At 54.9% G+C, this 13,677-nt stretch carries 11 protein-coding genes; 7 read left to right on the top strand and 4 right to left on the bottom strand.

Translation table 11 applies throughout. The features are described 5' to 3' along the window. The first annotated feature begins 17 nt into the window (after window positions 1-17). From mnmE to FE840_RS04420, 5 genes are read left to right on the top strand one after another with little or no spacing between them, the layout of a single operon-like run. A complete protein-coding gene (gene mnmE / locus FE840_RS04440; protein WP_138286877.1) occupies window positions 18-1,346 on the top strand; it encodes a tRNA uridine-5-carboxymethylaminomethyl(34) synthesis GTPase MnmE in 1,329 nt (442 codons plus the stop codon). Between the two features lie 38 nt (window positions 1,347-1,384). Beyond that, window positions 1,385-3,253: a tRNA uridine-5-carboxymethylaminomethyl(34) synthesis enzyme MnmG gene (mnmG, locus tag FE840_RS04435; RefSeq protein WP_138286879.1), complete on the top strand. Its 1,869-nt coding sequence runs from the start codon at window positions 1,385-1,387 to the stop codon at window positions 3,251-3,253. A 25-nt stretch (window positions 3,254-3,278) separates the two neighbouring features. After that, entirely contained in the window at window positions 3,279-3,881 is a 603-nt protein-coding gene (rsmG, locus tag FE840_RS04430; protein WP_246318847.1) for a 16S rRNA (guanine(527)-N(7))-methyltransferase RsmG, read from the top strand. Between the two features lie 15 nt (window positions 3,882-3,896). Continuing rightward, window positions 3,897-4,691, top strand: coding sequence for a ParA family protein (locus tag FE840_RS04425; RefSeq protein WP_138286881.1), 795 nt, complete (start codon window positions 3,897-3,899; stop codon window positions 4,689-4,691). A gap of 20 nt (window positions 4,692-4,711) precedes the next feature. Beyond that, on the top strand, window positions 4,712-5,593 hold the full coding sequence (locus FE840_RS04420; RefSeq protein WP_138286883.1) for a ParB/RepB/Spo0J family partition protein: 882 nt from the start codon (window positions 4,712-4,714) through the stop codon (window positions 5,591-5,593). Window positions 5,594-5,597: 4 nt separating this feature from the next. Here FE840_RS04420 and holA read toward each other — a convergent pair whose 3' ends face one another. Genes holA through leuS form a run of 3 tightly spaced genes read right to left on the bottom strand, consistent with a single transcriptional unit; the run spans window position 5,598 to window position 9,771 of the window. Next, entirely contained in the window at window positions 5,598-6,641 is a 1,044-nt protein-coding gene (gene holA, locus FE840_RS04415) for a DNA polymerase III subunit delta (RefSeq protein ID WP_138286884.1), read from the bottom strand. Between the two features lie 9 nt (window positions 6,642-6,650). Beyond that, window positions 6,651-7,160, bottom strand: coding sequence for an LPS assembly lipoprotein LptE (gene lptE, locus FE840_RS04410; RefSeq protein ID WP_246318846.1), 510 nt, complete (start codon window positions 7,158-7,160; stop codon window positions 6,651-6,653). Beyond that, window positions 7,150-9,771: a leucine--tRNA ligase gene (gene leuS, locus FE840_RS04405; RefSeq protein ID WP_138286886.1), complete on the bottom strand. Its 2,622-nt coding sequence runs from the start codon at window positions 9,769-9,771 to the stop codon at window positions 7,150-7,152. Before leuS ends, lptE begins: the two co-directional genes overlap by 11 nt. A 188-nt stretch (window positions 9,772-9,959) precedes the next feature. On the opposite strand from leuS, the gene FE840_RS04400 reads away from it, so the two are divergent. Both FE840_RS04400 and FE840_RS04395 read left to right on the top strand, forming a co-directional pair. Then, window positions 9,960-10,619, top strand: coding sequence for a YggS family pyridoxal phosphate-dependent enzyme (locus FE840_RS04400; protein ID WP_138286888.1), 660 nt, complete (start codon window positions 9,960-9,962; stop codon window positions 10,617-10,619). 122 nt (window positions 10,620-10,741) lie between these two features. Beyond that, a complete protein-coding gene (locus tag FE840_RS04395; RefSeq protein ID WP_138286890.1) occupies window positions 10,742-12,679 on the top strand; it encodes a propionyl-CoA synthetase in 1,938 nt (645 codons plus the stop codon). 77 nt (window positions 12,680-12,756) lie between these two features. Here the strand turns inward: FE840_RS04395 and FE840_RS04390 are convergent, their stop codons facing one another. After that, window positions 12,757-13,458, bottom strand: coding sequence for a DUF1013 domain-containing protein (locus FE840_RS04390; protein WP_138286892.1), 702 nt, complete (start codon window positions 13,456-13,458; stop codon window positions 12,757-12,759). Between the last annotated feature and the right edge of the window lie 219 nt (window positions 13,459-13,677).

Here is a 13,677-nt window from a genome sequence, read left to right as displayed (position 1 = left end):
ATAGGCAGGTTCACTCAGTGACGTCAGCCAGCGACACTATCTTTGCAATGGCGTCCGCCGGGCTTCCGGCGGGTGTCGCTGTTGTTAGGATCAGTGGCACGAAAGCATTTGCCATTACCTCTGCGATGGTTGGACCGCTCCCGCTCGCTCGCCAGGCAAGTCTTCGAACCATCCGTAACCATGAAGGACAAGTCCTCGATCGGGGGCTGGTGATTGCCTTCCCTGCGCCGCACTCGTTCACAGGCGAGGATTGCGTGGAGTTGCAGGTCCATGGCAGTCGCGCCGTGGTCCGAGCATTGCTGGACACGTTAGCCGGATTCCCTGGTGCACGATTGGCAGAAGCCGGAGAGTTCTCAAGGCGTGCTTTCGAAAATGACAGAATGGATCTTGTCGAGGTCGAAGGACTTGCCGATCTGTTGGCTGCTGAAACCGAGATGCAGCGGAGGCTTGCACTTGAACAGACGACTGGTCATCTCTCTTCGCTTTATAAGGGATGGCGCGAGAAGCTCATTTACGCCCGTGCTCTGATCGAAGCCGAACTCGACTTCAGTGACGAGGCAGACATACCTGGAGCCGTTTCAAATCGGATTTGGGTTGAGGTTCAGGCAATCTCCGAAGAAATCAACGAGGCTCTGCGACAATTGCGAGCCGGAGAGATAATTCGAGAAGGTTTCAAGGTCGCAATTATCGGACGCCCCAATGCCGGCAAATCCAGTTTGTTGAATGCTCTCGTGTCCCGCGACGTGGCCATTGTAACCGAGTATGCGGGCACCACGCGCGATGTTATACGGGCTGAACTGGATATTGGCGGGTATCGGATCGATTTGTTTGATACGGCCGGTATTCGGGATGCGATAGATCCGGTTGAGGCGGAGGGAATCCGACGTGCGACACAGGTTCGAGATGAGGCTGACCTGGTCCTGTATCTGTCTGAACCCGCCGATTCGTCTGAGCCGATCCCACTGAACTCGGCCATACCCTGCATATATGTGGGCACAAAAGCGGATATCGCTGACGATTCGTGGCCGGAACGAATCCAATTTGATATTCTGGTATCGTCGCGAACCGGCTACGGCATCGAAGCGTTGAGAGAGGTCATCCTGTCTCACGTTCAACGGGCTACAAAAGTGAATTCTCTTGCAATACCGAGCAGATTGCGGCATCTCCAACACTTGAAGCAAGCCAGTATGGATCTCTCTGAGGCCCTTTATCAGGACCATTTGCCTCTCGAGATTCGGGCAGAATATCTTCGTGCTGCAAGCGATTCGCTTGCCCGCGTTACCGGTCGGATTGACGTAGAAACGTTGCTCGGAAAAATTTTCTCCGAATTCTGCGTTGGCAAGTGATTCACGTGAAACTTCAGCATTTAACGCCAGGATGAACCATGGAAACGCGGTTTGATGTCATCGTTATTGGAGGCGGTCACGCAGGTACGGAAGCCGCCGCAGCTGCCGCAAGAATTGGTGTCCATGTGGCTCTGGTCACCCACAAGGTTGATACGATTGGGGTTATGTCCTGCAATCCAGCCATTGGTGGTCTTGGGAAAGGTCATCTGGTCCGCGAGATTGATGCGCTGGATGGTATCATGGGCGTCGCAGCTGATGAAGCCGGCATCCAATTCAGAATGCTCAACCGCAAGAAGGGCCCGGCCGTTTGGGGTCCACGGACACAAGCTGACCGGAAGCTTTATCGTCAAGCTGTCCAGCGGCAGTTGAGGGGATTCTCAAATCTCACGATCATCGAGGGCGGGGTACAAGGCCTCCTTCGGAACGGCTCCGTTATAAATGGGGTCAAATTGCAAGACGGGCAAGAACTCCGTGGGATCACTGTTGTCCTAACGAGCGGAACGTTCTTGCGTGGGATGATTCACATCGGGGACAGAACCATTCCGGCGGGACGCGTCGGTGAACTGCCGGCTCTTGGTTTGAGCGATGATCTGTTGGCATTACATCTGCGTCTTGGTCGCTTGAAAACCGGTACGCCCGCGCGTCTCGATGGTCGAACTATCGATTGGTCCAGTCTGGAAATGCAGGAAGCCGATGAGGCGCCCATTCCATTTTCCTTCATGACCGAGTCAATCACGACACCTCAGATTGCCTGTGGAATCACTCGTACCACTGACCGCACCCATAGAATCATTCGCGACAATATTCACCGCTCCGCAATGTATTCGGGGCAAATTTCCGGCGTAGGTCCGCGCTACTGCCCCTCCATCGAAGACAAAATCCACCGGTTTGGTGACAGAGATGGTCATCAGATATTCCTGGAGCCTGAAGGACTGGATGATCACACGGTCTATCCCAACGGCATTTCCACGTCATTGCCGGAAGATGTCCAGGAGGCGTTCATCCGGTCCATTCCAGGTCTCGAACAGGTGCAGATTCTGCAATCTGGCTATGCTATCGAATACGATTATGTCGATCCCCGGGAGTTGGAAACCTCTCTGGCGGTGAAGAAGGTCAGTGGCTTGTATCTTGCCGGCCAGATCAATGGTACGACAGGCTATGAGGAGGCCGGGGCGCAAGGTCTTGTCGCCGGCTTGAACGCTGCAATGGAAGCGATTGGGAGAGATCCGGTCCGCTTCAGCCGATCAGATTCCTACATAGGCGTCATGATTGATGACCTGACTACCCTTGGCGTTGCTGAGCCATATCGAATGTTCACTTCGAGGGCCGAGTACCGGTTGAGCCTTCGTGCCGACAATGCAGACATGCGACTCACCGAACTTGGAACGAGGGTTGGTTGTGTTCGACCCGATCGTGCGCACGCATTTAAAGACTATAGCTCCCAGCGAACCGGCTGGTACAAGGCTCTTTCAGAGCTGACCGCCAGTCCCGCCGAAATGGCAGCCAAATCGGTATCTGTGAATGGTGACGGTCGTCGTCGGTCAGCCTTGGAAATTCTGGCTTATCAAGATGTCGAGTGGAGCGACCTCACCAGAATTTGGCCGGAACTGGATACGGCTTCGGAAAAAATGCGGCAGGCCGTATCGATTGATGCCCTGTACCGGATCTATATCGAGCGGCAAGCAAATGACGTGGCTAGCCTGAAAGCGGAAGAGGCTCGTTTGGTCCCCGATAACTTCGATTTCGAAACAGTTGCGGGCCTGTCTAACGAGTTGAAGCAAAAACTGCGGGTGTTGGCCCCCAATAATCTGGCACAGATTGCTCGAATGGAGGGAATTACACCGGCAGCTCTTGCCCTCCTCGTGGCAAACTTTAAAAGATTTGAAGATAGGGCCAAAGCTTCTTGAGGTTCAGACGGTGATACCTACCAATGTGAGTGTTTCACGTGAAACCGCCAAGCGACTGGAGACATTCGTCGATCTTTTCTCCAAGTGGTCCAAGACGTTCAATCTTGTAGCACCGTCAACCAAACAGCAGATCTGGGAGCGCCATGTCCTCGATTCGCTCCAATTGCGAGACATCGTTACGACACCGCAACATTGGATCGATCTCGGTAGCGGTGGGGGATTTCCGGGGATCATTACGTCCATAGTCCTGGCAGAGCATGGCGAAGGTCACGTTGATCTCGTTGAGAGTAACAATAAGAAAGCGGCCTTCCTGCGAATGGCGTTGTTGCAAACACAGGGTCGAGGTTCCGTTCACACGATCCGCATCGAGGACGCTGCGGAAAAAATTCAAGCGCCGGACCTCATTTCCGCCCGAGCTTTGGCAGAACTGGATCTGCTCCTTCGATTTGTCGAGCCTTGGTCAAAGGACAACAGAAATCTCCGATGCCTCTTTCATAAAGGCCGGGATTATCAGGCCGAGGTCGATAAAGCGCGTGGTCGCTGGGACTTTGATCTGATAATACATAGAAGCGCTGTAGAAGAAGACTCGGTCATTTTGGACATAAGCTCACTTCAGCGCAGGGGCTAACATCTCAGGTGCTGCATGGGTCTCGAAAAAAATCGGATAATCACCATCGCCAATCAGAAAGGTGGCGTCGGGAAGACGACCACCGCGATCAACCTCGCGACTGCGCTCGCCGCGATTGGCGAAAGGGTGTTGATTGTTGACCTAGACCCGCAGGGCAATGCCAGCACGGGGCTGGGTATCGACCGCCGTGATCGCCATCTATCCTCGTATGATGTCCTGATCGGGAGTCATACTGCAACTGAGGCGGCGCTGGCGACCGCAGTCCCTAACTTGTCAATCGTGCCGTCAACCATGGATCTTCTCGGATTTGAGATGGAGATCTCCCAGCACGCTGATCGCGTTTTTCGTCTCAAGAAGGCGCTGGAACGGGATGATGCGCGAGAGTTCAGCTATATTCTTCTGGACTGCCCGCCTTCCTTTAATTTGCTGACAATGAATGCAATGGCTGCAGCGCACTCAGTTCTGGTTCCGCTTCAGTGCGAATTCTTTGCCCTGGAGGGTTTGAGCCAATTGCTTGAAACCATCAATCAAGTGCGACATTCTGTTAATCCCACCCTCGATATTCAGGGAATCGTGCTCACAATGTTTGATTCGCGCAATAATCTGGCGCAGCAAGTGGTCAATGATGTGCGCGAGCATCTGGGCGAAAAGGTGTACACGACCCTTATTCCCCGAAACGTCCGAGTCTCGGAGGCGCCCTCCTATGGCAAACCAGCAATTCTCTATGATCTCAAATGTGCTGGCAGTCAGGCGTATCTCCAATTGGCCTCCGAGGTTATCCAGCGTGAGCGGCAGCGCAAAGCAGCCTGATTAGTATTTGAGGTGCGGTAATGGTTGATGATGGTTCCAAGCGACGTCTGGGTCGAGGTCTGGCAGCGCTCATCGGTGAGATGGATCACCCTGTAGCGGCGGGTGAAGTTCGCCAGAGTGTTAATCCTGACCGGACTGTGCCCATCGAATTTGTGGCACGCAGCCCGAAAAACCCGCGCCGTTATTTCGACGAGGCGGAGCTGCAGGATCTGGCCGGTTCGATCCGTCAACATGGTATTGTACAGCCCGTGGTGGTCAGAACAATTTCGGCGAACCGCTATGAGATCATAGCCGGCGAACGACGTTGGCGTGCTGCTCAGCTTGCCGGTTTGATCGAGATTCCTGTGATCGTTCGGGACGTTGACGACCGCACTGCCCTTGAGCTTGCGATTGTTGAAAACGTTCAAAGAGCGGATCTAAATCCATTGGAAGAGGCGCTCGGTTACGAGCAATTGATTGCGGAACACGGCTACACTCAGAATGACCTCGGGGAGATCATTGGGAAGAGCCGCAGCCATGTCGCCAATAGTTTGCGCCTCTTGAAGTTACCCGATCCTGTGCGCGACATGCTTGCAGACGGTAGCCTTTCCGCTGGGCACGCACGCGCACTCGTTTCGACGCCGGACCCGGTCGTCCTTGCCAAGACAATTACGGCAAAGGGTCTGTCAGTGCGAGATGCGGAAAAGCTCGCCCAGAACCATATCAAGGCGCAGAATGCGCCCCCTCAGGATGAGGTTCGTGAAACAAAGGACTCGGACACGATCGCGTTGGAGCGCAGCCTGTCTGATCGCTTGGGTCTCGCCGTCACAATCAATCACAAAGGTGCCGGTGGGCAGATGAAAATCAGCTACAAGTCGCTTGATCAGCTTGAGGAAATCTGCCGCCTGCTTGAAGGCCGGTAGCCTTTCAGCCTCTATTCCGCCGGGCTGCCTGGAGCGTTACTGCCAGAAGTGTTTGCATGGCCAAGTTGTCTTCAAGCTGAGGACGTTGCCTGCTTTGCAGTATTGCTGCATGAATCCGGCTTGATTCCCTTGCGAGGTCTGGTGTGGTCCAGTTGCGGAGCGCGCGCTCCACGATTGGCTTTCTGCGAAAGTGAATCCCTCGCCCGAGTGATTGCATGATCTGCCCAGCCTGTTGCCTCCTGTCGTCCATTTCGCTGCGCATCAATTCGAGTTGCTGAAATTGCTTGAGACAAGACTGCAAGACGAGGAATACGGGGGTTTTGGATGAAATGACCTTCTGCAGGGCGTGATGGAGAACATCTGCATCTCCCGATAGAACAGCGTCTACAACGCTGTCAGTTGAAATGGTGCTTGCATCCCCAATGATTTCCAGCACGTGGGTTTCATCAATCAACTCATGTCCATGACAATACAATATGAGCTTGCGGATTTCGTTACGGGACGCAATACGGTCGCCGCCGATGGATTCAAGCAGAAGTTCTCTTGCTGCAGGAGTGATGCGCAACCTTTCAGTCGCCAGTTCATGGTCGATCAAGGCATTGAGCGCGCGTACATCATCCTGGTAGCACGCAATACAGGCAATGCCTCGCTCGGATTCGGCGACTTTTCGCAGTGCTGATCCCTTCTTCAGGTCACCGGCCTCAATGATAACCGTAGCCCCGGTCGGTGGATCAGACGCGAGGATCTGCAATCCTTCAATCACGGCCTTCTCGTTAGCCGCATTCCGAACCCACACAAGCCTTTCACCGCCAAAGAGACCGAGGGAATTGACCTCATCGACAAGGCGCCCCGGATCGGACTGCAGATCGGAGCTCTCGAGTTTGGTGACGGCAAAACTGTCACTGAGATCAACAGTTGTCTGCTTTGACAGTTCAGCTGCGCGCTCACCTACGAGCCCCCTGTCCGGACCATAGACTAGAAAGAGCCTATAATGTCTCGCGGACTTCTGCAGGAAGCCATCAAACTCGTGGGACTTTATCTCGACCATTGTCGCATCTTAGCGACCTAGGGCGATGGCAAGATCGGCATAAATCAATTCAGCCAATTCATGCGAGGCACGATCTTCGGCATCACGCGCAGCACGCAATTTTGCAAATTCCTGCCGAGGATAATCAAAGAGAGCAACAGTCTGCCGCCGCCCGGCCTTGATGACACTGTCGTCAGAAGTACGTCTCAATGTGTAGGTTGCCGAAACAATCGCCCGTCCTGCATTTGGCGTCGTTGTTTGCTCGTTCAGTTGAACCCCCTGTGCGGAACTCGATACAGATAGGTCAACACGATATTGAGGCGCATCGTCCTCGCCGGCGCCATTGCCTGCTAGGAAGACGAGCCGGTTTCTGACCTCGAGACCGGCGCGCGTGGATACTTCCGCGAACTCGATTGCTCCAAGGCTTTCCTGAGTTGCTGGATCATCATGAAGAGGTCGCGCCTGGCAGCCAACCAGAACCAGGAGGCTGGCGATGATAGCCCCGCGAACCATTGTTGTGCGGCTGAGATTAAACGACAATGTTCACAATCCTTTGCGGTACAACAATGACTTTCTTCGGTGCCTGACCGGAAAGAACAGCCTTTACGGCGTCCAGTTCCAGCACGGCAGCAATGACCATATCTTGGTCTGCCTCGCGGCTGATTGTCAATTCGCCACGCTTCTTGCCATTCACTTGAACAGGCAGTGTGACTTCATTTACCGCGACCAGGCTTTCATCAAAGCTTGGCCATGACGCTTTGGCCACCATCCCGTGATTGCCCAGCCTTTGCCAGCACTCTTCCGCAAGATGTGGCGTCATCGGAGCGATAAGATGGATTAGGATCTCCGCTGCCTCACGTACCGCCGACGTAAACCCGCTTTCTTCCCCGCCGGCTGATACCTTTGCCAAGGGAGCAGCCAGAGTGTTGACGAACTCGTAGATGCGGGCAATGGCCTTGTTGAACGCCAGCTTGTCCAGATCTGCCTGCACGGCCTTCAGAGTTCTGTGTGCCGCCTGCGAGACAGCAAGAGCTTCCCCTTGTTTTCCGGGTGATGGCGCTACAGCCCTCAGCGCATCAGAAGCCTCCGAAATCAAGCGCCAAACGCGTTGAACGAAGCGGTGGGCACCTTCAACGCCGGCCTCAGACCAGATGACATCACGGTCTGGTGGAGAGTCAGAAAGAACGAAGAACCGTGCTGTATCGGCGCCATAAGAGGCAATGATGTCGTCTGGGTCGACAACATTCTTCTTCGACTTCGACATCTTTTCGATGCCACCAATTCTTACCTCTTCGCCGCCATCCAGCATGAAGGCGCGTCGCTGCCCTTCGACCTCCTCAATCCGCAGATCGGCAGGAGCCAACCATTCACGGCTGAGACCTTCGCCGCGACTATAGGTCTCATGCACCACCATTCCCTGGGTGAAGAGACCTCTGAATGGCTCCTTGACGTCGAGATGGCCGGTTTCCCGCATGGCTCTGGTGAAGAACCGGGAATAAAGAAGGTGCAGGATCGCATGTTCAATCCCACCTATATACTGATCCACCGGGAGCCATTTGTTGGCTGCCTTCGGATCAGTCGGCTCATCCTCCCAAGGTGCGGTAAAGCGTGCAAAGTACCAGCTTGAATCCACGAATGTATCCATCGTGTCGGTTTCGCGCCGAGCTTCTTTTCCGCAGTTCGGACAAGCGACATGTCGCCATGTCGGATGGCGGTCCAGCGGATTGCCCGGCTTGTCAAAGCTGACATCGTCCGGAAGGCGGACCGGCAGGTCCTTCTTCGGTACCGACACAACTCCGCAATCATCACAGTGAATAACCGGGATCGGGCAACCCCAATATCGCTGACGTGAGATGCCCCAGTCACGGAGGCGGAAATTGACCTTGCGCTCGCCCTGGGGCGCGTCGCCAAAAATCTGGCTCGTCAACCTCATTGCGACCTGCTCGAATGCGTCAGTGGTGCTCAGACCGTTCAAGAAGTCAGAGTTGATCATCACGCCGTCATCCGTATAGGCGGTATCCGCAATCTCGAACGTGGACGCATCTGCATCCTTCGGCATGACAACGGCCACGACGGGAAGATCGTACTTCCGAGCGAAATCAAGGTCGCGCTGGTCCCCGGATGGGCAGCCAAAAATTGCACCTGTGCCATAATCCATCAGCACAAAGTTAGCGACGTAAACCGGTAGTTCCCATGTGGGATCGAGCGGATGACGCACTCGCACTCCGGTGTCGATCCCCTTTTTCTCCGCCGTTTCGAGTGCCGCCAGCGATGTCCCGGCCCGTCGGCATTCGTCGCAGAATTCCTCGATCGCCCGATTCGTGGCTGAAACTTCCTTTGCCAGGGGATGGTCTGCCGAGATCGCCAGGAACGAGGCGCCAAACAGCGTATCAGGCCTCGTGGTATAGACGGTGACTTCCTTCTGGTCGCTACCGGACGCAATCTCCCAGCGGATCGTCATACCTTCGGAACGACCGATCCAGTTCTTCTGCATCAGGCGGACCTTTTCCGGCCATTGATCGAGTGTGTCGAGTGCTTCCAGCAGGTCTTCGCTGAAATCAGTAATCTTGAAGAACCACTGGGTCAGTTCCCGTTGCTCCACCAGAGCGCCTGACCTCCAGCCTCGGCCATCGATGACCTGTTCATTGGCCAGAACGGTCATGTCTTCCGGATCCCAGTTTACCTTCGAGTTCTTCCGGTAAACCAAGCCTTTCTCGAGAAAGTCGAGGAACAGATGCTGCTGGCGCTGATAGTATTCGACGTCGCATGTTGCGAATTCTCGAGACCAGTCGAGTGACAGCCCCATGGATTTCAATTGTCCACGCATGGTGGCAATGTTTTCGTATGTCCAGGCCTTCGGGTGAACCTTGTTCTTCATCGCCGCGTTTTCAGCCGGCATGCCAAAGGCGTCCCAGCCCATGGGATGAAGGACGTTGTACCCGCGAGCGCGCTTATAGCGGGCGACGACATCACCCATGGCATAATTGCGAACGTGGCCCATATGGATGCGGCCCGATGGATAAGGGAACATCTCCAGCACGTAGTATTTCTCGCGCGGGTCGTTGTTGTCGGTGACGAAGACATTTTCTTCGGACCATTTCGCCTGCCAGCGAGGCTCGGCGTCGCGCGGATTGTAACGTTCGGTGGCCATGGATCGCATTTCCGGAAATCATGTCAAAAAGGAAGGGCTGACCTTCACCACGAAACCACGCAAGCGTCAAGTTTCCGAGGGTCGGCAACGAGTTCAACTGCAAGCCTTGCCAAGGCACAAGCCACGATCTACCTGCTGTCGCAAGCGCCAACTGATGCGCATGATCCCGTTCAACAGGAAGATCTCTCATGTCGGTGACTGATAATCTCAACGAAACCATCGCCAAGATTGCCAAAGCAGCGCGTGAGGCTGAGCGTGAGCCTGGATCCGTCTCCCTGGTTGCCGTGTCCAAGACGTTTGATGCCGGGCATATCCGACCAGTGCTTGATGCGGGCCACCGGATTTTTGGTGAAAACAGAGTTCAGGAGGCTCAAGGAAAGTGGCCTGAGCTGCGAGAACAGTTTCGCGATATCGAACTTCATCTCATTGGCCCCCTGCAGTCCAACAAGGCTGCCGATGCAGTGGCTCTGTTTGATGTTATTGAAACGGTCGATCGTGAAAAGATTGCACGTGCGCTTGCAGACGAAGTAGACCGGCAGCAGCGCTCGATCACGTTCTACATCCAGGTGAACACCGGACTTGAGCCCCAAAAGGCGGGAATCGCCCCTGATGACCTAAACGCATTCGTCAGGCTGTGTCGCGAAGAGCTTAAGCTCCCGATCGAGGGGCTGATGTGCATTCCACCGGTCGATGAGAACCCCGGGCCACATTTTGCGCTCCTTTCAAAGCTGGCTGATGCAAACGGTTTGTCGATGTTGTCCATGGGCATGTCCGGCGACTTCGAGACGGCAATTGCATTTGGCGCAACCAGCGTGCGGGTTGGGTCGGCGATTTTTGGCAGCCGTTAGGTCTGAGTTAGACCTTCGCCATACCGCTTTTGTCTGTCTTCCCTCCCGGAGCTGCGATCCGTAAGCTGCTTCCATCGGCTCGGAGCACAGTTTCGGGCCTCAAGTCGTATTGGGAGGTCGACATGGGTGGAAACTATCAGGAAATCTACGATGGCTGGAAAGTTGCCCCGGATGCCTTCTGGGCTGCCCAGGCCGAGAGCATTCACTGGTTCAAGCCTCCACACACAGTCTTCGATGCGTCCGAGGGGGCTTATGGCCGCTGGTTCGTAGGCGGTGAAACCAATACCTGCTACAATTGTGTTGATCGCCACGTGCTGGCGGGTCGTGGCAGCGATACCGCCGTCATCTATGACAGCCCGATGACCGGAGCGAAACGCAGCTTCAGCTTTGACGACGTGCTGGCTGAAGTGACAGCGATCGCTGCCGTTCTGCGCAACCATGGGGTCGCAAAAGGCGACCGTGTTATCATCTATATGCCGATGATACCCGAGGCGGTCTTTTCGATGTTGGCCTGCGCAAGGCTTGGTGCGGTCCATTCCGTCGTTTTTGGCGGCTTTGCTGCGCACGAACTCGCAACGCGGATTGACGATTCCGGAGCGAAGGTCGTGATCACTGCGAGTTGTGGCTTGGAGCCAGGACGTATCGTCCCCTACAAGCCTCTGCTTGATCATGCCGTTGACATGGCGAAAGTGAAGCCGAATTACTGCCTTGTATTCCAGCGCGACGAACTGCATGCGCCCTTGCGTTATGAGCACGGCGACGTTGACCTTGCAAAGGCAGTCGAAGTCGAGAAGATGAATGGCACGGGCGTGCCCTGCGAGCCAGTGCTCGCCACGGATCCACTCTATATTCTCTATACATCTGGCACGACTGGTCAGCCTAAAGGCGTCGTCCGTGACAACGGCGGACACATGGTTGCCCTTCATTGGTCGATGTCGAACATCTATGGCGTCAAGCCGGGTGAAGTGTTCTGGGCTGCTTCAGACATCGGCTGGGTTGTTGGTCATTCTTACATCGTCTACGGCCCATTGCTTGCAGGTAATGCAACGGTCATTTTCGAAGGCAAGCCCGTTGGAACACCCGATGCCGGAACCTTCTGGCGCGTTATTGCCGAGCATGATGTAAAGGTATTGTTCACGGCGCCAACTGCATTCAGGGCGATCCGGCGTGATGACAGTGATGGTGAGTTTGTTCGCAAATATGATCTGAGCGGTTTGCGCGCTCTGTTTCTGGCAGGCGAACGTGCTGACCCTGAAACGATCAAATGGGCTGAGCGTATGCTTGGGGTACCTGTCATCGACCATTGGTGGCAGACGGAAACGGGTTGGTCAATTGCGGCCAATCCAACAGGAATCGAGTTGCTGCCTGTGAAACACGGGTCACCGGCCAAGGCGATGCCGGGTTATGATCTCGATGTTGTGGATGATGCAGGCCATCCCGTTCCACGTGGAACTCTCGGCAACATCGTTGCCAAGCTTCCCCTTCCGCCAGGATGTCTGGTCACCTTCTGGAACGCCGATGCACGTTTTCACTCAGCCTGCCTGGAAGAATTTCCCGGATATTACAAGACGGCTGATGCCGGCATCATTGACGAAGATGGTTACGTCTTTGTCATGGCGAGGACAGACGACATCATCAATTGCGCCGGCCACCGCCTCTCCACAGGAGCGATGGAAGAAGTCTGCGCCATGCATCCCGACGTTGCCGAATGCGCTGTCATTGGCATAGCGGATGAATTGAAAGGACAGATTCCGTGTGGTTTCCTTGTTCTGAAGAAGAATGTGGTGCGGGAACAGAAGGCAATCGAGCGGGAGATCGTGCAGCTTGTGCGCGATGAAATAGGTCCGGTCGCGGCTTTCAAGACGGTCATGATTGTCGAGCGTCTACCCAAAACCCGATCCGGCAAAATTCTGCGCGGAACCATGCAGAAGATTGCGGACGGTCTACCCTGGAAAATGCCTGCAACAATCGATGATCCCGCAATACTGGACGAGATTACCGACGTGCTGCGTGCTCATGGTCATGCAAGCCCGGACACACAGAAGGCGGCGGCAGGTTAAGCTTCATGAGGTCATGAAAAAACCCGATCAGAGGTTATCTGATCGGGGTTTGGGGGAGCGCGCAATTGGCCGCTTAATCAGTACTGGTCGTCATCGTCGTCGTTGCGGCGGTCGGATTTCAGCGACTGAAGCTTTGCAAAGACGGCATTGGCATCGATTTCCTTCTCTTCTTCACGCTGATAGCTGAAGTCAAGGTTTTCGGTTTCCGTCGCAGACTGCAGCGTTGCGCCGAGTTCGGCAGCTGTCGGCAGCGGACGTCCGCGAGATGCCTTCTCGACTTCCATATCGAGATCAATCTGGCTGCAAAGCCCAAGCGTCACCGGATCCATTGGGGTCAGGTTGGCAGAGTTCCAATGGGTTCGGTCTCGAATCTGCTCGATGGTGCTCTTGGTTGTGCCAACCAGGCGCGAAATCTGCGCATCTTTCAGCTCCGGATGATTGCGCACCAACCAGAGAATGGCATTCGGACGATCCTGACGCTTCGATACCGGTGTGTAACGAGGACCCCGACGTTTCGAATCAGGAACACGTACCTTTGGATCAGACAGCTTGAGCTTATGGTTCGGGTCCTTCTCGGCACGCGCGATTTCATCCCTCGAAAGCTGGCCCGTCGAAATTGGATCCAGGCCCTTGATGCCCTGGGCCGCTTCTCCGTCAGCAATCGCTTTCACTTCAAGTGGGTGCAATTTGCAAAACTGCGCGATCTGATCGAATGACAGCGCGGTGTTGTCGACGAGCCAAACGGCAGTCGCTTTCGGCATAAGCAGGGTCTGAGCCATGGATACAATCCTTCTAAGCGTCCGCGCCGGGTGTCGCGGGCCGTGGGTTTAAACCACCATTTCCGGGAAATCGCAGGCGTTATAGCGATAATGTAACGAAAATGCAATTCGCGAAGTCACGAATGACCTTTGTCTAATTGCTGGGTCAGCCTGAGGTGGTAAGAATGGCGCGAACAGGGCGAGGAGGACTGCCCCGCGGTCGACAAAGTTAGCCCGTCA

This window comes from Peteryoungia desertarenae (assembly GCF_005860795.2).
GTDB lineage: Bacteria > Pseudomonadota > Alphaproteobacteria > Rhizobiales > Rhizobiaceae > Allorhizobium > Allorhizobium desertarenae.
Note: the sequence above shows the minus strand (reverse complement) of the source record. Positions and strands in the feature narration are given on the sequence as shown.